Origin of the sequence: Actinacidiphila oryziradicis (genome assembly GCF_005047355.1) — a bacterium.
GTDB lineage: Bacteria > Actinomycetota > Actinomycetes > Streptomycetales > Streptomycetaceae > Actinacidiphila > Actinacidiphila oryziradicis.
The window spans coordinates 1-25,932 of record NZ_SUMC01000080.1; the positions used below are offsets into that span (position 1 = coordinate 1).

At 67.8% G+C, this 25,932-nt stretch carries 23 protein-coding genes and 4 pseudogenes; 17 read left to right on the forward strand and 10 right to left on the reverse strand.

All coding sequences use genetic code 11. The features are described from left to right. Positions 1-31: 31 nt before the first annotated feature. The 3 genes and pseudogenes from FCI23_RS41890 to FCI23_RS41895 all read right to left on the reverse strand — a co-directional run bounded on the left by FCI23_RS41890 (position 32) and on the right by FCI23_RS41895 (position 2,463). On the reverse strand, positions 32-1,459 hold the full coding sequence (locus FCI23_RS41890) for a cytochrome ubiquinol oxidase subunit I (protein ID WP_136729328.1): 1,428 nt from the start codon (positions 1,457-1,459) through the stop codon (positions 32-34). Positions 1,460-1,641: 182 nt separating this feature from the next. Further along, a pseudogene (locus tag FCI23_RS60995) lies at positions 1,642-1,826 on the reverse strand (hypothetical protein); the annotation flags it as partial. 85 nt (positions 1,827-1,911) lie between these two features. Further along, positions 1,912-2,463 (reverse strand): TetR/AcrR family transcriptional regulator, encoded by a 552-nt coding sequence (locus FCI23_RS41895; protein WP_136729329.1) that lies wholly within the window; start codon positions 2,461-2,463, stop codon positions 1,912-1,914. 120 nt (positions 2,464-2,583) lie between these two features. Between FCI23_RS41895 and FCI23_RS41900 the strand changes: the two genes are divergently transcribed. Beyond that, positions 2,584-3,633 (forward strand): aldo/keto reductase, encoded by a 1,050-nt coding sequence (locus tag FCI23_RS41900; protein ID WP_136729330.1) that lies wholly within the window; start codon positions 2,584-2,586, stop codon positions 3,631-3,633. 82 nt (positions 3,634-3,715) lie between these two features. Here the strand turns inward: FCI23_RS41900 and FCI23_RS41905 are convergent, their stop codons facing one another. Continuing rightward, positions 3,716-4,522, reverse strand: a complete 807-nt coding sequence (locus tag FCI23_RS41905; RefSeq protein WP_136729331.1) for a FadR/GntR family transcriptional regulator — start codon at positions 4,520-4,522, stop codon at positions 3,716-3,718. Between the two features lie 476 nt (positions 4,523-4,998). Here FCI23_RS41905 and FCI23_RS41910 point away from each other — a divergent pair, with 476 nt between their 5' ends. Continuing rightward, positions 4,999-7,866 (forward strand): discoidin domain-containing protein, encoded by a 2,868-nt coding sequence (locus tag FCI23_RS41910; RefSeq protein ID WP_169317184.1) that lies wholly within the window; start codon positions 4,999-5,001, stop codon positions 7,864-7,866. Between the two features lie 406 nt (positions 7,867-8,272). Here FCI23_RS41910 and FCI23_RS41915 read toward each other — a convergent pair whose 3' ends face one another. Continuing rightward, positions 8,273-9,145, reverse strand: a complete 873-nt coding sequence (locus tag FCI23_RS41915) for an oxidoreductase (RefSeq protein ID WP_136729333.1) — start codon at positions 9,143-9,145, stop codon at positions 8,273-8,275. Positions 9,146-9,283: 138 nt separating this feature from the next. Between FCI23_RS41915 and FCI23_RS41920 the strand changes: the two genes are divergently transcribed. Beyond that, on the forward strand, positions 9,284-10,189 hold the full coding sequence (locus tag FCI23_RS41920) for a helix-turn-helix transcriptional regulator (RefSeq protein WP_136729334.1): 906 nt from the start codon (positions 9,284-9,286) through the stop codon (positions 10,187-10,189). Positions 10,190-10,334: 145 nt separating this feature from the next. Here the strand turns inward: FCI23_RS41920 and FCI23_RS41925 are convergent, their stop codons facing one another. Next, the gene (locus FCI23_RS41925) at positions 10,335-10,871 is read right to left on the reverse strand and encodes a TetR/AcrR family transcriptional regulator (RefSeq protein WP_136729335.1); all 537 of its coding nucleotides are present in this window, start codon (positions 10,869-10,871) and stop codon (positions 10,335-10,337) included. A 72-nt stretch (positions 10,872-10,943) separates the two neighbouring features. Here FCI23_RS41925 and FCI23_RS41930 point away from each other — a divergent pair, with 72 nt between their 5' ends. The 3 genes from FCI23_RS41930 (at position 10,944) to FCI23_RS41940 (ending at position 14,662) form a co-directional block, all read left to right on the forward strand. Then, positions 10,944-11,990, forward strand: a complete 1,047-nt coding sequence (locus FCI23_RS41930) for an aldo/keto reductase (protein ID WP_136729336.1) — start codon at positions 10,944-10,946, stop codon at positions 11,988-11,990. Positions 11,991-12,624: 634 nt separating this feature from the next. Further along, on the forward strand, positions 12,625-13,761 hold the full coding sequence (locus FCI23_RS41935; RefSeq protein ID WP_136729337.1) for a glycoside hydrolase family 3 N-terminal domain-containing protein: 1,137 nt from the start codon (positions 12,625-12,627) through the stop codon (positions 13,759-13,761). 397 nt (positions 13,762-14,158) lie between these two features. Beyond that, entirely contained in the window at positions 14,159-14,662 is a 504-nt protein-coding gene (locus FCI23_RS41940) for a transposase (protein ID WP_246144586.1), read from the forward strand. A 194-nt stretch (positions 14,663-14,856) separates the two neighbouring features. On the opposite strand, the gene FCI23_RS41945 is transcribed toward FCI23_RS41940, so the two are convergent. Then, positions 14,857-16,131, reverse strand: a complete 1,275-nt coding sequence (locus tag FCI23_RS41945; RefSeq protein ID WP_169317185.1) for a serine hydrolase domain-containing protein — start codon at positions 16,129-16,131, stop codon at positions 14,857-14,859. Between the two features lie 746 nt (positions 16,132-16,877). Between FCI23_RS41945 and FCI23_RS41950 the strand changes: the two genes are divergently transcribed. Next, positions 16,878-17,534 (forward strand): hypothetical protein, encoded by a 657-nt coding sequence (locus tag FCI23_RS41950; RefSeq protein ID WP_136729339.1) that lies wholly within the window; start codon positions 16,878-16,880, stop codon positions 17,532-17,534. A 307-nt stretch (positions 17,535-17,841) separates the two neighbouring features. Here FCI23_RS41950 and FCI23_RS41955 read toward each other — a convergent pair. From FCI23_RS41955 to FCI23_RS41965, 3 genes and pseudogenes are all read right to left on the reverse strand, one after another. Then, positions 17,842-18,087: pseudogene (locus FCI23_RS41955) on the reverse strand (transposase); the annotation flags it as partial. A 268-nt stretch (positions 18,088-18,355) separates the two neighbouring features. After that, entirely contained in the window at positions 18,356-18,541 is a 186-nt protein-coding gene (locus FCI23_RS41960; RefSeq protein ID WP_136729340.1) for a hypothetical protein, read from the reverse strand. Between the two features lie 12 nt (positions 18,542-18,553). After that, on the reverse strand, positions 18,554-19,588 hold the full coding sequence (locus FCI23_RS41965) for a glycosyltransferase (RefSeq protein WP_136729341.1): 1,035 nt from the start codon (positions 19,586-19,588) through the stop codon (positions 18,554-18,556). Here FCI23_RS41965 and FCI23_RS61000 point away from each other — a divergent pair. The 10 genes and pseudogenes from FCI23_RS61000 to FCI23_RS42015 all read left to right on the forward strand — a co-directional run. After that, positions 19,587-20,501: pseudogene (locus FCI23_RS61000) on the forward strand (integrase); the annotation flags it as partial. The gene FCI23_RS41965 and the pseudogene FCI23_RS61000 overlap by 2 nt on opposite strands. 220 nt (positions 20,502-20,721) lie before the next feature. After that, complete coding sequence (locus FCI23_RS41975) at positions 20,722-21,027, forward strand: gas vesicle protein GvpO (protein ID WP_322973981.1); 306 nt, start codon at positions 20,722-20,724, stop codon at positions 21,025-21,027. Positions 21,028-21,139: 112 nt separating this feature from the next. Then, positions 21,140-21,604 carry a gas vesicle structural protein GvpA gene (locus FCI23_RS41980; RefSeq protein WP_136729343.1) on the forward strand — a complete coding sequence of 155 codons (465 nt, stop codon included), beginning with the start codon at positions 21,140-21,142 and terminating at the stop codon, positions 21,602-21,604. A 3-nt stretch (positions 21,605-21,607) separates the two neighbouring features. Further along, entirely contained in the window at positions 21,608-22,321 is a 714-nt protein-coding gene (locus tag FCI23_RS41985; protein ID WP_136729344.1) for a GvpL/GvpF family gas vesicle protein, read from the forward strand. A 67-nt stretch (positions 22,322-22,388) separates the two neighbouring features. After that, on the forward strand, positions 22,389-22,643 hold the full coding sequence (locus FCI23_RS41990; RefSeq protein WP_136729345.1) for a gas vesicle protein GvpG: 255 nt from the start codon (positions 22,389-22,391) through the stop codon (positions 22,641-22,643). Positions 22,644-22,670: 27 nt separating this feature from the next. After that, a complete protein-coding gene (locus tag FCI23_RS41995; protein ID WP_211265692.1) occupies positions 22,671-23,261 on the forward strand; it encodes a hypothetical protein in 591 nt (196 codons plus the stop codon). Continuing rightward, positions 23,254-24,414 (forward strand): SRPBCC family protein, encoded by a 1,161-nt coding sequence (locus tag FCI23_RS42000; protein WP_136729346.1) that lies wholly within the window; start codon positions 23,254-23,256, stop codon positions 24,412-24,414. The genes FCI23_RS41995 and FCI23_RS42000 overlap by 8 nt, the downstream gene beginning before the upstream one ends. Positions 24,415-24,446: 32 nt before the next feature. Continuing rightward, entirely contained in the window at positions 24,447-24,866 is a 420-nt protein-coding gene (locus FCI23_RS42005) for a gas vesicle protein (RefSeq protein WP_246144583.1), read from the forward strand. Continuing rightward, positions 24,863-25,597, forward strand: a pseudogene (locus FCI23_RS42010) (GvpL/GvpF family gas vesicle protein); the annotation flags it as partial. The gene FCI23_RS42005 and the pseudogene FCI23_RS42010, both read left to right, overlap by 4 nt. Positions 25,598-25,682: 85 nt before the next feature. After that, positions 25,683-25,931: a gas vesicle protein gene (locus FCI23_RS42015; protein ID WP_136729347.1), complete on the forward strand. Its 249-nt coding sequence runs from the start codon at positions 25,683-25,685 to the stop codon at positions 25,929-25,931. Position 25,932 lies beyond the last annotated feature (1 nt).

Here is a 25,932-nt window from a genome sequence, read left to right on the forward strand (position 1 = left end):
AGGATAACCGCGATGACATCGTTCATGCTCGTCAGCTCCTGGCGACCGGCTGGTTGGGCGGCGTCGGCTCCGGCCCGTACGGTACGTCGTCGGCGTCGTCGCCCTTGGCCCAGCGTCGACGCATGGACCGCAGTACCAGTACGGCGGTGACGCCCACGGCGAGGTAGATCGCCACCGCCGCCCCGAAGAACGGCCAAAGGTTTCCGGTGGTGGTGACGGCGTCCCTGGTGAGCAGCAGTCCCACCACCGTCCAGGGCTGGCGTCCCACCTCTGTCGTCACCCAGCCGCTCTCCAGGGACACGATCGACACCAGGCCCGCGACCGCGCATGCGCGCAGGAACCAACGATTGGTCGGCATGTCGCGCCGCCGCCACCAGAGCAGACCGAACCACACAGCCAGCAAAAGCAGAGCGGACGCGGTGCCCACCATGACATCGAAGGCGAGGTGGACGACGCTGACGACGGCGTCGGCGGGCCGAACGGCGGAAGGGATCGCGTCGATCCCCTTGATCCGTGTGGAGGGAGTGAATCCCGCGAGTACGGAGGCGATGTCCGGAAGTTGGATGCCGTACCTCGCTTTGCCGTCGATCAGTACGCCCCCGAGGGTCTCGGGGACATGGTCACCGGTCTTGGGGAGGATCTCGATGGCGGCGAATTTGGCGGGTTCCTCATCGAATACCTGGCGGGCGATCGTGTCGCCGACGATGAACTGCAGCGGCATCGTGATGCTCGCTACGGTGAGGGGAATGAGAAATCCCAACCGGTGATAGCGGTCGCGTCGGCCCTTCAGCATTCCGGCGGCGTAGACCCCGGCGACTGTGAAGCCCGCGACGATGTACGCGGCGAGCAGCATGTGCAGGAATTCCAGCCAGAAGGCCCCGTTGAAGAACACCTTCACCGGCGACACGTCCACCACCCGGCCGCCGTGTACGACGATCCCTCCAGGCTGGTTCATCCAGCCGTTGGCCGCGATGACCGCTCCCGCCCCGCCCACGCTGGCCAGCGTAACGGGAACGCCCGTCCAGAAGTGCGCCCAGGGCGAGAGCCGATTCCAGCCGTAGATATAGACGGCCATAAAGATGGCTTCCAGGAAGAAGAACAACCCCTCGATCGCGAAGGGGAAGCCGAAGGCCGAACCGTACTTCCCCATGAGCCCTGGCCAGAGGATACCCAGCTCGAAGCTGAGCACCGTGCCGGTAACGGCCCCCACGGCGAAGAGCACCGCGGCCACTTTCGACCACCGTTGCGCCAAGAGCATCGCCTGCCGATCGTTACGGCGCAGACCCCGGAAATTGGCGACCAGCATGAGAAAGGTGAAAGCTACGCCGAAGGGGACCAGGATGATGTGGAACCCGAGAGTGAACGCCATCTGCTCGCGCGCCGGCAGCATCTGCGAGGGTTCAGATGCGATCGCCAGCATCTGCGACACAGCGCTATATGTCGGATTCGATGGGTCCATCGCTGCATTATCCGATCCTTCCAGTGATCATGCAACTACTGAGGGCGACTGCGGCGCGTCATGCATCACCGCTGGTCGGTCGCGGCGCTGTTCGTCCGCTACGGCGTCGAGCTCAGCGCCGCCCGTATCGTGTCGAGCTCTTCCGAGGGCGCTACTGGGGCTATTCGAGCCGACGCTGACCTAGCGGCGACGTGCCGTAGGTCGTGGAGGCGGATCGGTGGCAGGCCGGCGGCCTCAACAAGGCGTTCGAAGAGGTCGCTGACCTTCCCGGGGTGGAGGAGGGAGCCGTCCTCCTGGGGTGGAGGAGGGAGCCGTCCCCCTGGGTGAAAATCCTTCCGGTGTCGACCCAGCCCTCGCCCCAGGCTTCGCCCTTAGCTCCCGGCACAGTCCTGGAGCACCCGGCGCGGAAAGTCGCCTTGGGGCGCACGGTGGCGTGTCAGCCCCGGGGTGTTCTACGGCCGGAAGCCGTCGATCGCCAGTTCCAGCAGGCGGTCGGCTTGGGCGGCGCCGTCGGGGTTGTCGGGGGTGCGCCACAGGCAGCTCATGAGCATGATGACGTCGACGGGGTCGATGCCGGGGCGTACCTCGCCGGCGCGTTCGCATGCGTCGAGGAGCTGGCCGACGGCGGCGGTGACCGGGGGCCATGAGGCGCTGACGACCTCTTGCGCGGCGGCGGAGTGCAGTGCTTCGCCGAGGCCGTGCTTGATGCGCACGTAGGCGGCGAGGGTGGTGAACCACTGCCGCAGCGCGTCCAGCGGGGCGAGGGCGGCGAGGACGTCCGGCACGGAGCCGACGAGGCGGCCCACGTCGTGCCGGTGGACCTCCAGGATCAGCGCCTCGCGGGTCGGGAAGTGCCGGTAGAGCGTGCCTGGGCCGACGCCCGCGCGCTTGGCGATCGAGTTGAGCGAGGCGTCCGGAGACTCGGCGAGTGCGTCGTGGGCGACCTGGAGGATCGCCTCCCGGTTTTTCAGCGCGTCGGAGCGCTGCGGCGCGGCGTCGGGCATGGGTCCTCCTGGCGTGCGGACAGTCGTCCGATTGCGATGCGGAGAGTTCTCCGTTAACGTCTCCAGGGACAGTCGGAGAGTTCTCCGTTTGTTTTCGTTCCCCATTGTAGGAGCCCCCCCGTGCGCTACATCAAGCTCGGCCGTACCGGCCTCGACGTCTCCCCGGTCGCCATCGGTGCCATGACCTACGGCGAGCCCGACCGCGGCCACCCCGTCTGGTCCCTCGACGAGGAGGCCAGCCGCCCCCTGATCAAGCACGCCCTAGAGGCCGGCATCAACTTCTTCGACACCTCCAACCTCTACTCCTACGGCTCCAGCGAGGAGATCCTCGGCCGCGCGCTGAAGGACTTCGCGAACCGCGACGACGTCGTCATCACGACCAAGGTGCGCCACACCATGCGCCCCGGCAGCCCCAACGGCGGCGGCCTGTCCCGCAAGGCGATCCTGTCCGAGATCGACAACAGCCTGCGCCGCCTGGGCACCGACTACGTCGACGTCTACTTGATCCACCGCCTCGACAACGACACGCCGCTGGAGGAGACCCTGGAGGCCCTGCACGACGTGGTGAAGTCCGGCAAGGCCCGCTACCTGGGCGCGTCTTCCATGCACGCCTGGCAGTTCGCCAAGCTCCTCCACCTCCAGGACCGCCACGGCTGGGCCCGGTTCGTCACCATGGAGGACCACTACAACCTGCTCGCCCGCGAGGAGGAGCGCGAGATGCTCCCGCTCTGCGCCGACGAGGGCGTCGCCACCATGGCGTGGAGCCCGCTGGCCCGCGGCCGCCTCGCCCGCCCCTTCGACCAGGCAAACGCCGGCGAGCGCTCCGCGACCGACGGCGGCTACGCCGACATGCTCTACAAGCCCAACGCCGACAGCGACCGCGTCATCATCGACGAGGTCGGCGCCATCGCCGCCACCCGCGGCGTCACCCGCGCCCAGATCGCCCTCGCCTGGCTGCGCCGCAACCCCGCCGTCGCGGCCCCCCTCGTCGGCGCCCGCACGACCCAGCAGATCGACGACGCCGTCGCCTCCCTCGACCTCGACATCACCGACGAGGAAGCCCGCCGCCTGGAAACCCCCTACACCCCCCGCTACGATTTCCAGGGCATCTCCGACGAACGCGAAATGGAACGCATCAAGGCCGGCATCCCCGGCTACGCCAACGTCTGACGCCGCGCCAGCCGCGACCGCTTGATGACACGATCAAGGGCTTTATCCAAGACGGGGCATCTCAGTGCCCCATGTTCGGGCGCTAGAGATGGGTCCCCTCCATCTGGTGACCAGCATGACAAGAGCACTCGTGTTCTGCGTCAGGCGGTCCAGTTTGATGGCTCCGTTTGGAATGCCAGGAGTCCAGGATGTGCGCCCGCATCGCGGTGCGTGCCGCGAGCTCGTCGGCGTCGGTGATCGCCTGCGCGATGGCGACGTGACCGACGTGGGCGGCCGCGATCTGCTTGTCGAGCTCACCGCCGCAATACCTGCTGCTGTCTCGGGCGTGATCGTGGATGCTTGTCACGACCGCCCGCGCGACGTCGTTGCCTGCCATCTGCATGACGTGATCGTGGAACTCGACATCCAGGGCGAGGTACTGCTCGGGTTGCCCGAGCAGTACCTCCATCGCTGCCAGGACGCTGTTCATCTCGATCAGTTGTCGCTCGGTGCGCCGGGTCGCCGCCGTTGCCGCCAGTTCGGACTCCAGTGCGCAGCGCACCTGGACGAGGTTGTCCAGCAGTCCGAGGCCGTTGTCGTGCCGGATGCGGGCGTCCAGGACCGTCGAGTCGAGCGGATCCCAGCGGGTGACGGCTGCGACCACGGTTCCCTGTCCCTGTCGGATGATCAGCAGTCCCTTCTGCTCCAGGGCTTTGAGTGCCTCGCGCACGACCACGCGGCTGACGCCGAAGTCCTCGCAGAGGGCTTGTTCGCCAGGTAGCACGGAGCCGGCCGGCAGCCGGCCACTGACGATGGCGTCGATGAGGTCCTCGGCCACCGTGGCGGCGAGCCGCGCCGGGCGTCGTTGATTCGTCCGGTTGGCGAGGCTGGCGCGTGGTGAGCTGGGCAATTTGTCCCTATCCCCAGTGAGTTGCTGAGCTGCCTAGCATATCAAGATCTTGCCAACTCGTTACTCGTGTGCTGTCATCATGTCCTACAAGTTGGAGAGATCATGGGACGCTGGCTGAGCGAACGGCGGGCATGCCGCTGCTCGCGGCGGCCTTTGACGGCGCCCACCACAACGCGGCTGACGTCATCGCGTCGGGCTGCGCCACGCCCGTTCGGACGAGCGCGCCCTACAAGGGCGGGCTGACCGACCACGGCACGGGCCCTATAAGCCAGTACCTGTTCACACATCCACCGAGCCGGTCGTCGGCCTGTCGGACTGCGCCGGGGAGCAACGCGCCCATTCGGTGCGGCAGGCCGGTCCGCGTCGGAGTAACACCTCATCACCGAAAACAAGGAGAGGCAATGAAGCCTGATCCATGCGATCACGCGGCTACCCGTGTCCCGTCGGGCGGGGCGATAACACGGAGTCGACTGCGCGTGCTGGTGGGAGCCCTCGCCCTCGCTGTTGGCGCCACCGGGTTCCTCACCGCCGGCCCTGCGCAGGCGGCGGCGCCCGCTGACCCAGGAGCGCGCTACCTCTACGCCTCCCCGGACGGCACCGGCTCGGCGTGCGCCCAGAACACCGCGTGTTCGCTGACCGAGGCGCAGACGCAGGTCCGCAAGTTCACCCAGAACATGCAGGCTGACATCGTTGTCCAGCTCGCCGGCGGCACCTACTCGCTGAGCAAGCCTCTCACCTTCACGGCGGCGGACTCGGGGAACAGCGGCCATCAGGTTCGGTGGCAGGCAGCTCCCGGCGCGCATCCGGTGCTCTCTGGCGGCCGGAACGTCTCCGGGTGGAGTTTGAGCGACTCGGCCCACAACATCTGGTCGGCCAGCGTGCCCGCCGACCTGAACACGCGACAGCTCTACGTCGACGGGGTTCGCGCGGACGTCGCACAGTCCACATCGGGACTGCCTTCGGGCAGCACGGTGACAGCTACCGGATACACCGTGCCCGGCAACAGTCTCCAGTCGGTCCGCAATCCCGCTGACCTCCAATTCATGTACCACCCGCTGGACTGGGCGCAGGAGAGCTGCAACGCGGCCTCAATCACCGGGACGGCCACGCAGACGACCGTCACGATGGCGCAGCCCTGCTGGGGCACCGTGCAGTCGTTCTACGGCGGCACGGAGCGGGCAAACATGCCGCAATATGTCGCGAACGACTATTCGTTCCTGAGCCAGCCCGGTCAGTGGTACTTCGACACGGCCGCGCACCGGATCTACTACATTCCGCGGTCCGGCCAGAACATGTCCACCGCGAAGGCGGTGGTTCCGGTCCTGCAGAATCTGGTGACCGGCGCGGGAACGGCTACCGCTCCCGTCCACGACATGACGTTCCAGGGGCTGACCTTCGAATATGCCACCTGGATGCAACCCAGTACGGACGTCGGCTTCGCCGAGACCCAGGCAAACCTGCTGATCACGACGCCGGATTCGTCGTACAACTGGAGTCCGGCTCACTTCGTGACCCCCAGCGGCGGAACCACCTGGAACAACACCCCCTACGGGAGCCAGGCGCAGGTGATGCCGGAGGCAGTGGAGTTCCACGCCGCCAGGAACATCAGTTTCGTCCGCAACACCTTTGTGCACCTCGGCGGCGCCGGCCTCGGTCTGGCCCAGGGCAGCCAGCACAACCACGTGGTCGGCAACGTGATGACCGACATTTCGGGCAACGGCCTGCAGGTGGGATCGGTCTCCGACCCCAACCAGACCGACCCGAATCTCATCGACGCCTACAACACCGTGTCCAACAACTACGTCCACAACGTGAACGTGGAGTTCCTCGGCGGCGTCGGCATGTTCTTCGGCTACGTGCGCGACACCACGATCTCGCACAACGAGATCGCCGATCTGCCCTACAGCGGTATGTCGATCGGCTGGGGCTGGGGCTCGCTGGACACCACCCCCTCGATCGATGAGAACAACAAGATCATCGACAACTACGTTCACGATGTGATGCAGGACCTGCATGACGGTGGTGGGATCTACGCCCTCGGCCCTCAGCCGGGTGGCGTCATCTCCGGCAACTACATCGGGAACGTCGTCCACGACAGCGGCCACGTCTATCTCGACCAGGGCAGCACCGGGTGGACGATCAGCAACAACGTGATGTCCACCGGGACCACCTGGATGCGCGCCAACCCGAACTCCTTCGACCCGAGCAGCAACGTCGCCAAGGACAACTACACCGACCTGACCATACTCGCCTCCGGAACGGTGGCGATCAGTGGCACGACCACCGTGGCCACCGGTGAACTGCCGGCCTCGATCATCCAGAAGGCGGGCCTCCAGCCGGCGTACAAGGACCTCGACCCGACCACGCCGAGCGACACCCAGGCGCCCACCGCTCCGCAGCACCTGCAGGTCAAGGTCGTCAACCCGACCTCGCTGCGCCTGAATTGGGCCGCGTCGACCGACAACGTCGGCGTGACCGGTTACGAGATCGCCGTCAACGGCCGTCTGGTCCAGGTGACCGCCACTCCGGGTGCCACGCTCACCGGCCTGACTCCCAACAAGGTCACGAAGATCACCGTCCGGGCCCGGGACCTCGCCGCCAACCTCTCCACGGCCGGCGGAATCTCGGTGCAGATGCCCGCGGCGGACACCCAGGCGCCCACCACCCCCGGCACGCCGACGGTCAACTCGGTGTACCCGACCACGGTGAACCTGTCCTGGCCGGCGTCCACCGACGACTGGGCAGTCACCGGCTACCAGGTGTATCGCGACGGCGTGCTGGCCGCGACCACGACGGGCACCTCCGCCGAGGTCGACGGCGCGACCCCCGGTCAGACCGCCCAGTACACCGTCAAGGCTAAGGACGAGGCGGGCAACCTCTCGGCCGCCAGCCCCGCGGTCAGCGCGACGACGCCGGACCTTTCCAACCTGGCACTGCACGCACCGGCCACCGCGCTGTACCTCGACGGCAGCACCGCCCTGATGCAGCCGAACTCGATACCGGGCTACGCGGTCGACGGTGACCTGTCGACCTTCGCCCAGGCAACCAACCAGTACGCCTGGCAACTCCAGGTCGACCTCGGCTCGTCGCGCACGATCTCCTCGATCGTCACCACGATGCCCTCAGACAAGTTCGCCACCGAGTACAACATCGAGACCTCCGAGGACGGGCAGAACTGGACGGTCGCCGACAAGGTGACCGGATTCATGGGCGGAGTGAGCACCCAGAACCTCTCCACCCCGGTCACCGGGCGGTACCTGCGGATCGTGGCGGTACACCCAGACGGCGGCGGGCAGACAGGCGGCCAGATGGCCATCAGCGAGCTCGCTGTCTACGGCAGCTGACCAAACGTGCGAAACACGACGGTGAAGTCCACCCTCGTGTTTCGCACGTTTCGCGATCGGCCGGCGATCGCGTGGCCACCCGCCGGTAGCCGGTTTGCCATGGGGATGCCAGCACCAACAACGTTGCGTTAGGGATCTTCAGTCGTTGGCAACCCCTGTCTGAACAGTAGGAACGGGACTCCTGGCAGATCAGCTTGTGTCGAGCAAGGTGATCATCGAGTCCGGGAGTCCCGTTGCGGGAGAAGTCTGTCATCACGCGCACGATCGAGACGGCTGGGGGTGCATACGCGCCCGGGCATCTGGGCGAGTTGACGCAGATCGTGGACTTCTCCCTGGTGGACGCGGCCGCCCCGTGGTGGGCAACCCGACCCCTGCCCCGGTCGGCCACCACTCGGCGGACCGCCGACTACTCTCCGCCGCCGATGGCATCCAGCTCGGCGAGTGCGTCGGCGGGCAGTTCGAGGGCGGCGCCTGCGATGTTCTCGCGCAGGTGCTCTGCTGAGGACGTCCCTGGAATGAGCAGCAGGTTCGGTGAGCGCTGCAGCAGCCAGGCGAGCGCCACCGACATCGGCGTGGTCTCCAGCTGCTTGGCGACCCGGTGCAGGGCGTCCGACTGCAGCGGCGACATGCCGCCCAGCGGCCAGTACGGCACGTAGGCGATGCCCTGCCGCGCCGTGCTCTCGACCAGTTCGTCGTCTTGGCGGTTGGCGATGTTGTAAAAGTTCTGCACACAGGCCACCGGTGCGATCGACTGTGCCTCAGCGAGTTGGTCCGCGTCGACCGTGCTCAAGCCGAGATGCCGGATCAGCCCCTGCACGCGGAGTTCGGCGAGCGCGCCGAACTGCTCGGCGATCGACCCCGGTTCAGGCGAGTCGAAGCCGCCGACCCGCAGATTGACCACGTCGAGCACACTGAGGCCGAGGCGTCGGAGGTTGTCGTGGACCTGCTGTACCAGTTCGGCGGGGGTACGGGCGTGCGGCCATCCGCCCTGCTCATCGCGGCGAGCGCCGACCTTGGTGACGATGTGCAGGCCCTCCGGGTACGGCGCGAGGGCCTCGCGGATGATCTCGTTGGTGACGTGCGGGCCGTAGAAGTCGGCCGTGTCGATGTGCGTGATGCCCAGTTCGACGGCTGTGCGCAACACGGCGATCGCAGCGTCTCGGTCCTCGGGCGGGCCGAAGACGCCCGGCCCGGCCAGCTGCATAGCGCCGTAGCCGAACCGGGTGAGGGTGAGGTCACCCAGGCGGTAGGTGCCGCCGGGAAGCTCGTTGCCGGTCATGGATTCCTTTCCTGCTCGCCGGCATCTCCGGGAGCCAGATCCACGCTACAAAGCCCTCGTGGACATAGCCTGTGCCCTGGTCATCCTGGGGGTGTCAGGGCCAGGCACGGCGGCCGACGAGCTCGTAGCATCGAAGACATGAGCAGGCCGAATGCGCTCGGGGAATACCTGCGGGCACGCCGTGAGCTGACCGACCCGGCAGACGCGGGGCTGCCGGTCGTGGGCGTCCGCCGTACCCCTGGGCTGCGGCGGGAAGAGGTCGCCACCCTGGCCGGGATCAGCGCCGACTACTACCTGCGCCTGGAACAGGGGCGCGACCGCAACCCGTCCCCGCAGGTGCTGGAGGCCCTGGCGCGGGTGTTCCGGCTGGACGCGAGCGCCACACACCACCTGTTGAGCCTGGCGGCTGTCCGCCCGGCCGCCCGCCGGAGACCACGCCGCGAGGTGGTGTCGGCCGGGGTCCGGCAACTGCTCGACGCGATCAACCTGCCGGCGTTCGTGGAGAGCCGGATGTTCGACGTGCTCGCGGCGAACCGCCTGGCCACCGCCGTGTCACCCAGCATCCGGCCGGGCGTCAACCGATTGCGTGCGATCTTCCTCGACCCCGCCGAGCGGGACCTGTGGCAGGACTGGGAGCAGACAGCCCGGAGCATGGTCGCCGGGTTCCGCGCATCTGTGGGCGGCGACGTCGAGGATCCGCGGATCGCTCAGCTGGTCGGCGAGCTGTCGCTGGCCAGCGAGCCGTTCCGGCGACTGTGGGCTCGGCATGACGTCACCGCGCTGGCCGGAGGCTCGATGCGGCTGCACCACCCGCAGGTCGGCCTGCTTGAACTGCGCCGGGAAAAACTGCCGCTCGGCGACACCGACGGACAGATGCTGGCGATCTACCACGCCGAGCCCGGCTCAGCGACGGCCCGTGCGCTCGGCTCCCTCGCTTCTCCGACCGCCACGCAGGCGTACCCCACCGCTTCAGCATCCGATGTCCCGTCTCATTTGATCTGGGCTGAGTCCAGGGCGGCGATCTGCGACGACCCGATTATCTGAGACGCGTGCCTGTGGAAGATCTCGGATGTTCTGGTCCCCGGGCCACGAATGCCAGCCGCTGTCTCAGTTGACCTGGTCCGGTGGCTGCCCTTGCAGATCGTGGCGGAGGCTGCTTTGTCTCCGTTGGGTCCATTCGGGCCCTTGACTATCCGTGGATGATCGACATCAATGCTGCGGTGAAGGGTGTGGGGTCCAGGTCGCCGCGGATGGCCAGTTGCTGGTTGTAGCTGATGCAGAGGGCGACGAACCCTTCGGCGATCTGTCCGGCCTGCTGACGCCGGCGGTCGGGTACCAGCTCGGCGACCGCGGCCCGCATGGCGGCGAGCTGTTGTTGAACAACGGCCGCCAGTGGCGGCGACACTGCGGCTTCGGCGTAGATCTGGGCGACCAGTCGAGCATGGTCGGTGTCACGCGCCAGGGCGCGTACGTGTTCGAGGAAACCCTCGACGGCCTCGGCGGTGAGCGCCTTCGGCAGGGCTTCGGTCCCCTGCTCGCAGACGGCGACGACGATCTCGTCCTTGCTGGCGAAGTACCGGTAGATGGCCCCGTTGGAGAGCCCGGACTCGGTGACGATGTCGGCCATGGAGGTGCGGGCGAAGCCGTGGCTGGCGAACCGGGCGCGGGCGGCGTCCACGATCTGCTGACGGCGGGCGTCAAGGTGCGCTTGGCTGACCCTGGGCATAAAAAGAGTGACCCCTCGTTTTACTTGGTACGGTAGGGGAGCTTACCGCACCATCGACTTTCAGGAGCTGTCATGCGTTACCAGACGTTCGGCCGACTGACCGGACTGCGAGTGTCGGAGTACGCGCTCGGGACGGCGAACTTCGGCACCTCGGACGCCAGTGCCAGCCCCGAGGGCTCGCGGCAGATCTTCGAGGCCTTCGTCGCCGCCGGCGGCACCACGTTCGACACGTCCAACCTCTACCAGGACGGACAGGCCGAAACCGTGCTCGGTGGGCTGCTCGGCCGCCAACGGGACGACTTCGTGGTGATCACCAAGTACAGCGGGACACGGCAGGACCAGCCCCGCCCCGGCACGACCGGAAACAGCCGCAAAACCATGGTCCGCTCCCTGGAGGCGAGTCTGCGCCGCCTGAACACCGACTACGTAGACGTCTTCATGCCGCACTTCCCCGACGGAACCACCCCCGTCGAGGAGATCCTGGCCGGATTCGACGACCTCATCCGCTCCGGCAAGATCCTCCACGGCGGACTCTCCAACTTCCCAGCCTGGCGCGTCTCCGGCGCGGCGGTCCGGGCGGACCTGCGTAATCTGGCCCCGCTGGTCGGCATTCAGACCGAATACAGCCTGGCCGAACGATCCGCCGAGCGGGAACTGCTGCCGATGGCGCAGGCCCACGGCCTGGGCGCGTTCCTTTACTCCCCGCTGGCCGGAGGACTGCTCACCGGCAAGTACCGGCAGGGCGAACAGGGCCGGTTGACTGCTCGCGGCGACGCAATCGAGGGCACCGAACAGCGCACCGCCGTCGTCGACGCCGTACTGGCGATCGCCGACGAGGTCGGCGCCAACGCGATCCAGGTCTCCCTGGCCTGGCTGCGCCGCCGGGCCGCCTTGGCCCGCACTGCCCTGATCCCGATCGCCGGCCCCCGCTCCCTGACACACCTGGAGGAATACCTCAGATCTCTCCACCTCCAACTCAGCGACCAGCACTACCAGCTTCTGGACCAGGTCAGTGCAGTCCGGATGGGAACCCCGCACGAGGACGTCGCGGCTGCCCTGGACCACGGCTTCGACGGCGACCGCACGCTACTCGCCCCTCCCGCCGTTCCCGTCATCTGATCCGCACCGCTCATACTTCACCGTTGTCCGGACAGCATCACGGGGGACGAGCATCACAGATCGGATGAGATTAGCCAGATCAGATGAGACTCACCCCACCCTGAAAGGTGAAAACCGTGCACGGTAAGCCACGTACGCCGGGAGCCGGTCGACTACCACCTGAGAGAAGTGAGACACCACCAGGTCCGGTGAGACCGGACAGACCGAGCCAGACTGACCAGATCACTGGAGACGGCGAGCGAATCGGACCAGATCACCTGAGACAGGGACCAGATCGGCTGCCGAGTAGCCGTGTCTCACGATCTTGGCCCTTGAGCTGGGTGGGCCCCCTGATGCGGCTCGGAGAGCGGGACACGGTCGGAGACCTCATCGCGTCGATGAAGCTCGCGGCATCCAGGCGCCGGGCCCAGTTCACCGTCTTCTCGCACCTGGTCAAAGCCGGAGACCTCGAAAGATCCACTCGCGCGGCAGCCGGTGGCCCGCGTTGCCGACCCGGCTCGTCCCGTGATCACACCTGTTGCCGCCATGGCGAGTTTTGAGCGACTGGGCGCGAGCCGGACAGGTCCTGCCGGGTATCCGCTGGAAGGAACTCTGGTCACACTCATGGAAGCGCGACACCACAAGGAGGAAACTCATGGACATACCAGGAACGCCGCTCGCCCGGCGCCGGACCGTGCTCGCCGGAGCCGGGGCGGCGGTGGCGAGCCTGGCGGTCGGCACCCCGGCGCAGGAGGCCACCGCGGCAGCGGGCGCCATACCGAAGGGCCTGACCAACCGACAGTTTGCCGGGCAGCGGGTGATCTACTCCTACCCGGGCCACACGCCCCCGGCCGACCTTCTCAAGAAGATCAGCGCGGGCGAAGCGGCGGGGGTCATCTTCTTCGGCGAGAACATCACCAGCGAGAAGCAGATCGCCTCGGTCATCAAGCAGTTGGTGAAAGCCAATGCCACGAGCCCGGTCCAACTCCCGCTGCTGCTGATGACTGATCAGGAAGGTGGTCAGCTACGCCGCCTGCCGGGCGCGCCGGTCCTGTCGGAGAAGCAGATCGGGAACTCCGCCCACCCGTTGGCCACCGCTAAGTCGGCGGGCACTAGTGCCGGGAAGAACCTCGCCGGAGTGGGCATGAACGTCAACCTGGCCCCGGTGCTCGACGTCTACCGCAAGGCCGGTGACTTCATCGACCGCCATCAGCGCTCTTACGGTACGCACGCGGCGCAGGTCGGCGCCCTCGGAGCGGCGTTCACCACCGCCCAGCAGCACACCGGGGTGGCGGCCACCGCCAAGCACTTCCCCGGTCTCGGGGCCGCGACGGCCAACCAGAACACCGACGCCGGGCCGGTGAAGCTCAGCCAGTCGCTGACCGTACTGCGGACCGTTGACGAGGCCCCGTACAAACAGGCCATCGCGGCAGGCGTCAAACTCGTCATGGTCTCCTGGGCGGTCTACCCGGCGCTGGACGCCCATCATCCGGCCGGCCTGTCCGCTACCGTCATCCAGAATGAACTACGTACCCGCCTCGGATTCAAGGGAGTCACCGTCACCGACGCGCTCGAGGCCGGAGCCCTCGGCCACTCGTACAGCACCGGGCGCCGGGCGGTACTGGCCGCAGGGGCCGGGATGGACCTGCTGCTCTGCTCGGCACGCAAGGTGAGCCAGGGCGAGGCGACGGTCACCGCCCTGACGAACGCGCTGCACGACGGAACACTCGGCTCCACCTCCTTCCGGGCCGCAGTCAGCCGCCTCACCACACTGCGCGCCGGGCTGCGCTGACCCCTGCCGAGGTGAGCCGGACGGCTCCAGGGGCGGGCCCGGTAAGGAGTCAGGCCGTCCCTCGGGTTCAGCCGCCGCCGACAGAAGGCCCCAGCGAGCCTGCCGATCGTCCGGCTCCTGACGATGCCGGCATCGACTACTCCAGAGGGCATGCCGAAGGTCGTCCTCGGACGCTGGGCACACCTGGTGACCGGATGCCCCTCGCAGCGGTGCGCGTCGAGCACCCGAAGACGCACGAGCGGCTGATCCTGCAGCCCGGTGACGAGCCGGACGAGGTGCTGGCCGAGGCCATCACCAACCCCTCGGCGATGGGCTGCTCCGGGAATTCAACAATACCGACGCGGCCGCCACCCGCCAGCACCGCAGGAACGAAGGCTTCGGCAGGGACGACTTCCGCATCGACTTCGACCGCCAGCAGGTCACCTGCCCCCAAGGCCAGGTCAGCAGGGGCTGGCACGGCCCCTACCCCACGTCCTCTCCCACCGCGGCCCCGCTGATCGTGGCGAGGTTCACCAAGAGCCAGTGCCAGCCGTGGCCGGCCCGCGCCCAGTGCACCACCTCCCGCGAAAGCGCGCGGAACGTAGGGTTTCCCCCGCGAGAGCTCCTCAACATGCAAGTCAAGGCCCGCGTCGAACAGCAGAGTCCACACTGGCGAGAGCGGTATGCCGTGCGTTCCGGAGTCGAGGGCACCATCTGCGAGTTCGCTCACGGCCACGGCATGAGGCGATGCCGCTACCGCGGCCAGCCCAAGGCCCATGTCCAGCATGTGCTCACCGCCATCGCCGTGAACATCGAGCGGCTCAGCGGACAGTCACCGTCACCACCCCCTTCTCGACCGCCGACGGCACGTGCGCGCGGCCGCGCGTCGGGAATCGCCTACGTGGTCAGGGAGTGGCGCTGAGGCCGACAACGGCCCGGTACTGCGAGGCGGCCCAGATCCCACTCCCGCCTGCGGACAGCGGCGGCGGCCGGGGCGTGGATACCGGCCGTGCGTACGGCTGCACGACGCGACGCGGGCGGCCCGGCGGCGCGGCGCTCGGACGGTCGGCCTCCGGGGGGCACGTACGCGCACCCCGGAGGCCGACATCGGAGGGGTTACTTGCGGAGGGGTTCGGGGGAGACCCCGACGGTCTCCTCCTTGGCGATGTGAGCGGAGGCCGCCGCGGCCTGGCGCTTGGCGGCGGGGGTGGACGGGACTCCGCAGAAGACTGGGTCGAGGGCAGCTCGTTCGGCGGCGAAGACGTCCCCATTGTTTGAGGCGTTCGCCGCGATCGTCACCTGCCTGGACCCGTCCTTCGCGGTGTACGAGTAGGTCTGGTAGCCCTCCACGATGCCGTCGTGGCCGTACACCTGCGTGCCGCAGGACAGGGTGTACGCGCGCATGCCGAGGCCGTAGAAGGAGGTTCCGGTGGAGCCGACCGGGACCATGGTCTCCATCTCGGCGAGTTGCTCCTTGGGCAGCAGCACGCCCGCGGTGAGGGCCCGCCAGTACGTGTTGAGGTCCGCGGTGCTGGAGATGGCCGCGCCGGCGGTCCAGATCCACGAAGCGGTCTGCGCGGTCGCGTCGAACAGCGGCTTGGAGCGATCGTCCTGGGTGAGGTAACCGACGGCGTGCGGGCCGCCGATGTCCGTGCTGGGGACGATGAAACGGGTGTCGTTCATGCCGAGCGGCTGCAGGATCCGCTCGTTGAGAACCGTCGCGAAGGGCTTGCCGGTGACGTGTTCGACGAGCATGCCCAGCACCACGAAGTTCGTATTGGAGTACTGGTACTGGCTGCCCGGGGTGAACTGCGAGCCGTGGGAGAGAGCGCCCGCCACCAAGTCGGCGGGGGCGTAGGTCTTGTACCGGAACTGCTGGTAGCCGGTCACGGTATCGCCCACGAGGATGCCGGGCAGGTCATTGCTGTAGTCGTACAGGCCGCTGGTGTGGTTGAGCAGTTCCCGCACGGTGATCGGTGAGCCGGCCGGCAGCACCCCGCCGGGCAGGTAGTCGACGGCGGGGGTGTCGAGGTCGACCTCGTGTTGCGCGACGAGTTGCAGGGCGAGCACGGCGGTGAAGTTCTTGGTGATGCTGCCGATCCGGAACTGCCCCTTCGGGTCGATCGGCGCCTGGGTCGCGATGTCACCGGTGCCCACGCTGACCGTGCCGCCATGGCCACCGCGGTCGCTCACGAGGGCGTAGGTGCCGGGCGAGCCGGCCGCGACGACGCCGTTCAGCGCCTGCCGCAGTCCCGCGTAGTCAGGTGCCGGGGCCGCTGCCGCCGGGGCGGCGCTCGCCGTGCCCGCGGTGGGCAGAGCGGTGGCGATGGCCGCCAGCGCGGCTACGGCGACAAGGGTGCGGCGCTTTGTGGCGATGGAATTACAGGACAAGACGGGACTCCAGTGCAGTGCCGATACGGTCGGCCCGGGCCGTGACAGCCGTGGACCTCTACTTGTTCGTACTCCGCCATGTTCCGTGTGCGTTGCACCGCGTCGGAACACGTTCCGAAGATTGTCCGAAAGATTCTGAGCCTGGCGTGAAGCAGGGTGGCGTCGCTCTCGCGGTGAGGGTGGTCTGACGGTTGCCCCGAGGCGGCACCCTGATCGACCGTGTTCCGCACCTGTACTGCGCACCATCCGGAGACGTCGACGCCGTCCTGGTCGTGCGTTACCCGCTGTGACCGCCCCAGAGCACCAACGGTGCAGGGGGGCCACATCGACGAAGGGTGCGGATCTTTTGAGGGTTTGGCCCCCCTGCGATTTCGTACGGATCGAGTCCATGCGCCGCCACTGAGCCGTCGCGGCCGACCTTCCCGCCTGTGCCCCGCGGCACCCCGTTCGGCCGCATCGGCGCAGTACAGCCGGGCTGCTGAATCAAGAAACCCGCAGGTCACGCTCGTGCAAGACACCCTCAAAAGATCTGCACCCAACGGCATTCGCAGGTGTTGGCAATGCTCCGGTATCGATTGTCCTGACGTGTTGGGCGTTGCGCCACGGGGTTGTAACAGGCGCTGACGTGGGCTGTTGTCCATGCGAAAGTCGTTGCTGCCGCCGGTAGTTGCTTCCGTCCGGGGGCGGGATCGGACTCATCGCCACCGGATGGGGGGCGACACCGTCGAAAGCGAAAGAGGGACACCATGCGTACCAGGACTGCTCGTTGGGGCCTGCCGACTGCTGTGCTCATCGCCGCGGGGCTGGCACTGACCGCGTGCGGGCCCAACGACGCGACCTTCGCCGCCGGATCCTCCACCAGTTCCTCCGTCCCCACGAGTTCCGCACAGCCCAGCGCCCAACCCATCGCCAAGAGCAGCCAAGGCTCCGCCAACGCCACGCCGTCGGGTACTCCCACGAAGTCTGGGGTGAGCTGCACCGACCAGATCAACTACGCGGGAGACCCGAGGTCCAACGCCGAAATCAACTCCATCGGCGAGCAGACCGGCCACTGCCCGCCGGTGTCCGCCTCCGCGGGGAGCGGCGTCGCCAACGCGGGTGACCACAGCACGATCGTCGGCACGCTGGGGTACCTCGCGCCCGGCAAGCTGATCGTCAAGCCCCAGAGCGGCGGCACCGACCAGGCATTCTTGGTCTCCAACGCCACTCAGATCCTCGGCGCGGCCGCGATCTGCTCCGACACCGACGGCCGCGTGACCATCGGCAACGACGGCTACGGCACCTCGAAGTGCACCGTGGACCAGCTGGAGACGGCTGCCAAGACCGACAGCGTGACCGTCCGCGTCACCATGAACCCGCAGTCCGGCGGTGCCGAGACGGTCGAGGAGAAGTACCACCCGTAAGCCCCCGCACCCCACGCCATGCGCGCCCCGTGGGCCTCTCCCCGACCTACCGGGAGCGGGGACGCCCGGCCGTACCGCGCCGAGGGGCCGAACCGGGTGCCGCGGGGCACAGGCGGGAAGGTCGGCCGCGACGGCGCAGTGGCGGCGCATGGACTCGATCCGTACGAAATCGCAGGTGGGCCAGACCCTCAAAAGATCTGCACCCACCGACGAATGGGTGCACGTGTGGCTGCTGGCTGCCCCGGGCGCCGGGTTCCACGGTTCCGGAAGTGCTCGACTACTTGTCGGGGTGGGTTGATCCTGCTGGTCAGCCGGGGTTCGGCAGGGTCTGCAGCCGGGTGGAGGCCTTGGTGATCAGGTAGGTCCAGGGCCAGTGGCGGGCGAGGCGGAGTATGCGTCGGCGGCCGGTGGTGACCAGGCGGGCGGCGGCGGAGAACAATCTGAGGCGGATCTTCTTGAGTTCCCAGCGGCGGGCTTGGCCGGTCAGTGCGAGCATCGGCATCCAGGCCGGCAGGTCCAGAGCGAGCTGGATGATCTCCAGCCAGAGCTGGTTTGCCAGCTTGAGGTGGGCTCCGGGGAACAGTCCAACGGTCGCGTTCTGGGCTGGGACGGGGTTCCGTCGTTGTGCAGCACACGAGCCCAGTCCTCGACGTCGCGGCGGATGCCGACGGCGAGGCCGTCGAGTTTGGACTCTGGCCACCGCTCGATGTACGACGGCCGGTCATAGAGAAAGACGCCGAAGGTGCCCGAGAACTTCAGCGGTGCGCGCCCTGGCGTCCGGGTGCCGTGGCGGGGACGCCCCGGCGCCCGGACGCCTGTGGTCACTCGCCCGCTACACGCACGTCGGCGCGGCGTCGGCGGGTGGAGGCGGCCCAGGTCATCACCGCGCCGGCGACCAGGGCGATGCTGGCGGCCAGCAGCAGCTGGCCGGTGTTCGACGCACCAGTGGAGGCCAGGGTCGCGCCGCCCGCGACGGTGCCGCCGGCTATGCCGGAGGTGTACTTCATGGCTTGCTCATTTCATTTCCAGGCGGAGACCCGCGTGAGATAGGACTTGGCGGCCGAGGACAGCAGCCAGTAGTTGCGCACGGTGGAGAACAACACTTCGGGGAGGAGCGCGCACTCGACGAGGACGGCCTTCCAGCCGAGATGCCGCACCCTGAACCCCGCGTACACCGCCCAGAACGCGATCAGCGCGAACCAGACCGGGTCGAAGAGATACCCGTGCTGGGCCATGAGGCCCAGCGAGATCAACCCCCATCCGATGGAGTAGGCGAAGCCCACGAAGCCCATCAAGATGGTGAGGATGGAGTACCAGGTGTGCCGCGTCCAGCCGCGCTGGCGCAGCGTGTCCACGGTGCCCCGCATCCAGCGCTCGCGCTGCTGGACGAGTTCGCGCAGCGTCGGCATGAGGTCGGTGTAGGCGACGCACATCTGATTGGCGGTAATCTTCCAGCCGGATTCCTTGAGGGCGAGCGTGGTCTCGTAGTCCTCGACGAGATTGGCGTGGTCCTCCCAGAAGACCTCGCCGCGCCAGTGGAGCACGCTCTGCAGCGCCTCGGCCCGGTAGAAGGAGCCCGCACCGGACATGCTGTGGATGTCGCGCCGGTAGCGGGAGCGTGAGTAGCGGCCGTATTCGATGATCTGCATGCCCGTCAGATAGCGCTGCCAGGGGCTGTTCCACAGATCGGTGCGGCCGAGGCAGGTGGCGCTCACGCCCCCGAGCCGCGGGTCGGACTGGATGACGCGGCGGGCGCGCGCGAGGAATTGGTGGTGCAGGCTGGTGTCCGCGTCCATGACGAGCAGGTACCTCGCGGTCGTCACGAGCCTGCCGTCGGAGGCCGCGGCACAGAGCCACCGGATGCCGTGGTTGAGGGCGCCCGCCTTCTTGTGCGGGTTGTGCGGCACGTTGAGGATGACAGTACGGGGCGCGCCGGGCCGGGCGGCGAACGTGCGGGCGTAGTCCTCGGTGCGGTCGGTGGAGTTGTTGACCACGACCAGGATCAGATCGGGACGGTGGGTCTGCCCGGCCAGGGAGTCCAGGGCGAGCAGGATGCCCGCCTCCTCGTTACGAGCCGGGACGACGCTGCTGCGCCTGGCCTACCTCGCCGTCACGAATACGTTCTCTCCGATCCGCCTGCTGCCGATGTCCAATCGCGAACCGGCGACCGAGATACTGGCCTTGAGGCATCAGCTCGCGATCTCGAAGCGCCAGAGCGCCAGGCCCGCGTTCACGGTGGAGGACCGGTTCCTTCTCGCCGGTCTTCTCCACAGTTCACCGAGGGAGACGTTGCGGCGCATGCAGTTGCTGGTGCGGCCGGGACACGATCCTGCGCTGGCACCGCGATCTGCTGAAACGGCGCCACGCCGCCGGTTGCGTGCCGCGCCGCCGGGAGCGGCCACGCACGGTGCGCTCCATCCGGGCCCTGGCGCTGCGCCTGGCGAGAGAGAACCCCACCTGGGCTATCGGAGAGTGCACGGGAACTGGCAGTCCTGGGCGTGAAGGTAAGGAGGCGCCACTGCGCACCCAACGGCAGCCTGGGTGGTGCAGCTCGGATGAACCCCGTCATGGCCTGGAGGGACACGGGCGCGCGAGCGAATTTCCTGATCCGCGACCGGGACTCGAAGTACACCGCGGCATTCGACACTGCTTTCCAGGACGCGGGCGCGCGTGGTCACCACGGACAACCGGACGCCAAGAATGAACTCGATCATGGAACGCTGGGTACAGACCTGCCAGCACGAACTGCTGGACCGCACTTTGATCTGGAACCAGCGCCAAATCCTCCAAGTACTCCGCGAGTTCGAGCAGTTCTATAACGGCAACCGATCCCACCCAACCCTCAGCCATGCAGCATCGCTGCGCGCACTTCCTGAACCGATCACCGATCCAGACAGAATCACCCGCCTCGGCGTCCGACGACACGACCGACTCAACGGTCGGTTACACGAGTACCGACACGCCTGCCGACCTGCTCAGATGATTTATCGGCACCCGCAGTCTTCATGCCCGGGGCGCCCCGCGTCGCACCACACGCTGGCATGCCACATGTCGGCCGGACGCCTGCGGGCCGAGCAGGCCGTTGAACCATCGGGGATTTCTGTGATGCATACATTCGGAGGGATAGGGGCAGGCGATCCGAAGCCGCGAGGTGTTCGCGGTAGATTCGTCAATTACCCCGACATCATTGGACTGGAGCATGGCGGCGAAAGACGGCAAGGACGACGACCCGGGTGTTCGGATCTCGATGCCTGAGGCGATGCGCGCAGCAACCGCCCAGCTATCCGAATTGCTTCAGAGTGAGCCCGGAGGAGTTTCCGCTCTGAAGTCCACGGACCGTGGATGGACCGCGAATGTGGAAGTCGTGGAGATCGCAAGGATTCCTGACACCACCAGCGTGATGGCGTCCTATCGCGTCGATCTCGACGGCAGGGGCCGCATCGTCGCCTACGAACGCACCCACCGGTACGCCAGGGGCCAGGTTGACCGCTGACACACGGGTCCACGGCGTGGACCGGCCCCCTCCGTATCAAGGTCCGGCCTCCTCCGACAGGCCCGTTCCGGAAGGCTCCGCCAGGAGTCCGAAGAGGAAAGGATGATCCAGCGTGAGTGTTGCCACGCACAGCAGTTCCGCAGTCGCCGGAGGCAGCAACTCCGGGAATCTCTACGACGTCCTCGAACTGATACTGGACCGAGGACTCGTCATCGACGCCTTCGTGCGCGTCTCCCTGGTGGGGATCGAGATCCTCAAGATCGACGTGCGCGTGGTGGTGGCCAGCGTCGACACGTATCTGCGTTTCGCTGAGGCGTGCAACCGCCTCGATCTGGAGTCAGGCCGCAAGGCGCCTTCCCAGCTGACCGATCTGGTCGGGGATGCGACGGAGTCCGGCGCCAAGGGCAAGTCGAAGGGCGCGCTTGCCGGAGCCATGGAGGCGATCAGCGACGGCCTGCACAGCGGCGGTGACTCCGATGGGGAGAAGTCCGATGCGGAGAAGAGGGAACGCAAGGCCGCCCCCTCGTCCTCCTCGAGCAGCGGCCGCCGCACGGCGTCGCGCCGCCGGGAGGAGTAGCACGTGTCCACCTATGTCTATGCGATCGCCGGCGTGGGGCACCCGCTCCGACTGGACGGCGTCCGTGGAGTCGGTGAACCCGCCCGCGAGATCCGGGTCCTGGGGGCTGGTCCGCTGGGCGTCGTCGCCAGCGACGCGCCCGATGGTCTGCGGGCGAAGCGACGGGATCTGCTGGCGCACCAGCGGGTGCTGGACCGTCTCCTCGAGGACGGGACGGTGTTGCCGATGCGCTTCGGACTGGTCGCGGCCGACGACGAGGCGGTCGTCGCGGCGATCGCCGGCGGAAGTGAGGGGTACGCGGAGCGGCTTGCCGAGATCGACGGCTGCCGGGAGTACAACGTCAAGGTCACCCGCTCCGAGGACGATTTGCTGCGTCAGGTCATTGAGGAGGTCCCGGAAGCACGGCGGCTCAACGATCTCACCCGCGCACATCCCGCCGATCACGGCCAGAAGATGGCGCTGGGCGAAATCCTCGCCGGCGAGGTGCGGGCACGGCAGGATCACGACGCCCGCGAGATCCTCGCCCACCTGGCGCCCTGCGCCGTACGCCACAGCGAAGGGGAGCCGACCGGCTCGTGCTTCCTGAGCACCTCCTTCCTTGTGAGCCGCGACCAAGCACCGGCGTTCGTGCAGGCGGTGCAGGAGGAAGCCGAGCGGCGCGACGATTTCTATTCCTTCAAGCTGAACGGTCCGCTGCCGCCGTACAGCTTCGTCTGACCTTCATCCCGTGCGGCTCCGGCCATTCGACCGGTTGGACCGCGCCTGCGCGCAAGGGAGTTCCGGTATGGGCCTCATCACCGGTTTGCTCACGCTGCCCCTCGCACCGCTGCGCGGAACGGCGTGGGTGCTCGACCAGGTGATCACCCAAGCAGAACGCGAGTTCTACGACCCGGAGCCGGTGCGCAGGGAGCTGGCCGACCTGGAGAGAGAACTACTGGAGGGGCGGATCGACGAGGAGGAGTTCGACGCATCCGAGGACGAACTGCTCGACAAGCTGGAGTGGCTGGAGGCCCGGCAGCGGCGTCTGTCCGCTCACTGACCGAGGAGAGAACGAGGTTCACGGAAGATGATGATCAACGCGAAGATCGGGACGGCCCTGGTGGGTGGATACCTACTGGGACGCACCAAGAAGGCGAAACTCGCCCTCGGACTGGGCATGTTCCTGGCCGGGAAGAAACTCAGCCTGGATCCGGACGCGATCAAGAAGGCGGTCGCGCAGTCGCCGGTGCTGGGTGAACTCAACAGCCAGGTGCGCGAGCAGATACTCGGCGCCACCAAGACGGCCGCCAAGGGCGCTCTCACCAAACGGGTCAGCGGACTGGCCGATACGCTGCGCGAGCGCACCCTCAGCCTGGAAGGCGGTGCCGGCGGCGAGCAGGACGAGGCCGCCGGCGAAGCGGAACAGGACCGCGCTGCCCGCGGCGACGACGAGGACGAGACGCAGGCCGGAGACGCCCCGGCACGTAAGACCGGCCGCCGCGCCGGCTCAGGAACCGGCAAAGCCCGCAAGAGCACCGCCCCGGCCCGGAAGACGGCTTCCGGCGGCGGCAAGCCGGCGGCGCGGACGCCAGGCAAGGCATCGGGCACCGCCCGCAAGACAGCCTCTCGTCCTGCGTCATCCCGCAGGACCAGCGGCGGAGGTGACGACAATGTCTGAGTCCGCACTGCGTTCCCTCAAGGGCACGCTGACCGACAGCCCCGAGGCCGACCGGCTCCGTGCGGAGCTCCAGGGATACTTGCAGGCCCGCGCTCGGAGGGCCGTCTCAGACCTCGGCGCCAAGCTGGGCGAAAGGATCAGCAGCCTCGGTGAGGGGGAGGCCGGCGGCCTGGCCGGCCCTCTCGCCAAAGGCGGCAAGGCCCTCAGTGAGGGCAAGTCACCCGCCCAGGCCCTCACCTCTGCCGGAGCGTCACATCTGAAGGACACCATGAAGGAAAAGGTCAAGGGCCTCTTCGGCAAGAGCCGCAAGAGCGGCGGCGGGAAGTCCAAGAGCATCACGATCGTCGAGGACATCGACGTCGGCGTGCCTGTCCGCGAGGCCTACGACCAGTGGACGCAGTTCCAGGAGTTCAGCACCTTCGCCAAGGGTGTCGTCAGCGTCGAGAAGACCGACGACACCAGCAGCAACTGGAAGGTGAAGGTCGCCAAGTCCACCCGGAGCTGGAAGGCTAATGTCACCGAGCAGATCCCCGACGAGCGCATCGCGTGGACCACCGAGGGCGCCAAGGGCACCGTCAAGGGTGTGGTGACCTTCCACCGCATCACCGAGGACCTGACGCGTGTGCTGCTGGTCCTGGAGTATTTCCCCCACGGGCTGTTCGAGAAGACCGGCAACATCTGGCGCGTCCAGGGACGCCGGGCGCGCCTGGACCTCAAGCTCTACCGCAAGTTCATCATGATGCGCGGCGAGGCCACCGATGGCTGGCGCGGCGAGATCCGCGACGGCGAGGTGGTTGTCGACCACGAGGAGGCGGTCGAAGAGGAGGAGCGCGCAGAGCGGGGCGCGGGGAACAGCAACGACGCCGACCGGCCGGACGACGCCGATGGCGAACGGCCGGACGACGACGAGGAATTGGAGGACCGGGACGCCGAGGACGGTGACCTGCCCGAGGACGAGTTGCAGGACGAGGATCTCCCCGACGACGAGATCGACGAGGAGGACCTTCCGGAGGACGAGATCGACGAGGAAGAACCCGAGGCCGCCGACGCGGAGCCCGAGGACGAGCTCGACGACGACGCCGAGCCCGAGGACGACGCCGACCGAGCGCCGGGCCGCCGTTCCCGCAGGCGTTCCACCACGGTCCGTCGCTGACGGGCCCCGACCGCAGACAGGGCTGACGACACGTGTCCGATTCACTGGCCGGCCGCATGGGATCGACCGGGGCGCCGTCCCCTTATGGCCAAGGTCCCTCGACCGCCAACCTGGCCGACATCCTCGAACGGGTGCTGGACAAGGGCGTGGTCATCGCAGGGGACATCCAGATCAACCTGCTCGACATCGAGCTGCTGACGATCAAGCTCCGGCTGCTCATCGCCTCGGTCGACAAGGCAAAGGAGATGGGCATCGACTGGTGGGAGCACGATCGTTCGCTCTCCTCCGGCGCACGGGATTCCACCGCAGGCCGGCAGGCGCAACCCGCCACCGGCCAGGAGTCCCTCGCCGAGGAGAACGACCGCCTGCGCGCCGAGATCGCCCGCCTTCGGGAGGGGGCGTCTCTCCCCGCTGCCAGTGAGCAGGAGCACTACGCGGAGCGTGAACGGTGATCGGGCCGGAGGCGGCGGCGACGCTGGCATACGTTTACGCCGTCGGCAGGGACGCCCCCGTCCTCGACGAAGCCGCCGCGCAAGCCGGGACGTCCGGCGTGGCGGCCGCCCCGGTACGCGTGGTGCGTGCAGAAGGCTTCGGGGCGCTGGTCGCCGACGTGCCGGCCGATCAGTACGGCGAGGAAGGCATGAAGGCCCAACTCGACGACCTGCTCGGCCTGGAACGAACCGCTCGCGCTCACCACGCCGTCGTCGCCGCGGCGTTCGGGACCGGGACGGTGCTGCCGATGCGGCTGGCGACCGTCTACCTGAACGACTCCCGCGTCGCCGCGATGATGGCGGCACGTGCCGGGGAGTTCGACAGTCTGCTCTCTCGCCTGGACGGCAAGCTGGAGTGGGGCGTCAAGGTCTACGCCGATCCGCGGCAGGCCCGCCGTACCGAGTCCGAAGCCCCGGCTGCGGCATCCGGACCGGGACGGGCATACCTCCAGCAGCGTCGGGCACAGCGCGATGACCGCCGCCTGGCGTATCTCAGCGCCGATGCCCTGATCGATCGAGTGTTGGAGCAGGCACGGGAGTTCGCCGTGGCCGAAGTACGTCACCGGCCCCAGCAGGGCGCGCTCACCCAGGGATCCGGTGAGAACGTCGCGAACCTGGCCTTCCTGGTTCCATCCGCGCGCGGGGACGCCTTCCGTGCGGCAATGGACGGCTTGGACGTCCATGTACTGGACGGTGCGCCGTCCGGAGCGCGAGTGGAGATCACCGGCCCCTGGGCACCGTACTCCTTCGCGACATCGGCCCCCGAGGGGAGCGCGGATGCACGGTTATCCGACGGGCTCCACCCCCGCAGCTGCTCCGGACGGCCCGGTCGCGGACCGGCAACTGGCGCTGGTCGACCTGCTGGACCGCTTGCTGACCGGCGGTGCCGTGGTCACCGGCGACGTTGTCCTGTCCATTGCGGACGTGGACTTGGTGCACATCAATCTGCGCGCGGTGATCCGTTCCCTCGGACCGGACGCGCCGTCCCCTTGGTGGAATGCGGATCCAGCGGATCCTGAGAAGTGAG

What these genes read in the sequence shown, in the direction of transcription:
- FCI23_RS41915 (WP_136729333.1), bottom strand. Translation starts at nt 9,145, where the DNA reads ATGACCGGCAACGAGCTTCCCGGCGGCACCTACCGCCTGGGTGACCTC.
- FCI23_RS41960 (WP_136729340.1), bottom strand. Translation starts at nt 18,541, where the DNA reads ATGAAGTACACCTCCGGCATAGCCGGCGGCACCGTCGCGGGCGGCGCG.
- FCI23_RS41990 (WP_136729345.1), top strand. Translation starts at nt 22,389, where the DNA reads ATGGGCCTCATCACCGGTTTGCTCACGCTGCCCCTCGCACCGCTGCGC.
- FCI23_RS41925 (WP_136729335.1), bottom strand. Translation starts at nt 10,871, where the DNA reads ATGCCCAGGGTCAGCCAAGCGCACCTTGACGCCCGCCGTCAGCAGATC.
- FCI23_RS41890 (WP_136729328.1), bottom strand. Translation starts at nt 1,459, where the DNA reads ATGGACCCATCGAATCCGACATATAGCGCTGTGTCGCAGATGCTGGCG.
- FCI23_RS42015 (WP_136729347.1), top strand. Translation starts at nt 25,683, where the DNA reads ATGCACGGTTATCCGACGGGCTCCACCCCCGCAGCTGCTCCGGACGGC.
- FCI23_RS41935 (WP_136729337.1), top strand. Translation starts at nt 12,625, where the DNA reads ATGGACATACCAGGAACGCCGCTCGCCCGGCGCCGGACCGTGCTCGCC.
- FCI23_RS41895 (WP_136729329.1), bottom strand. Translation starts at nt 2,463, where the DNA reads ATGCCCGACGCCGCGCCGCAGCGCTCCGACGCGCTGAAAAACCGGGAG.
- FCI23_RS42000 (WP_136729346.1), top strand. Translation starts at nt 23,254, where the DNA reads ATGTCTGAGTCCGCACTGCGTTCCCTCAAGGGCACGCTGACCGACAGC.
- FCI23_RS41930 (WP_136729336.1), top strand. Translation starts at nt 10,944, where the DNA reads ATGCGTTACCAGACGTTCGGCCGACTGACCGGACTGCGAGTGTCGGAG.
- FCI23_RS41950 (WP_136729339.1), top strand. Translation starts at nt 16,878, where the DNA reads ATGCGTACCAGGACTGCTCGTTGGGGCCTGCCGACTGCTGTGCTCATC.
- FCI23_RS41920 (WP_136729334.1), top strand. Translation starts at nt 9,284, where the DNA reads ATGAGCAGGCCGAATGCGCTCGGGGAATACCTGCGGGCACGCCGTGAG.
- FCI23_RS41995 (WP_211265692.1), top strand. Translation starts at nt 22,671, where the DNA reads ATGATGATCAACGCGAAGATCGGGACGGCCCTGGTGGGTGGATACCTA.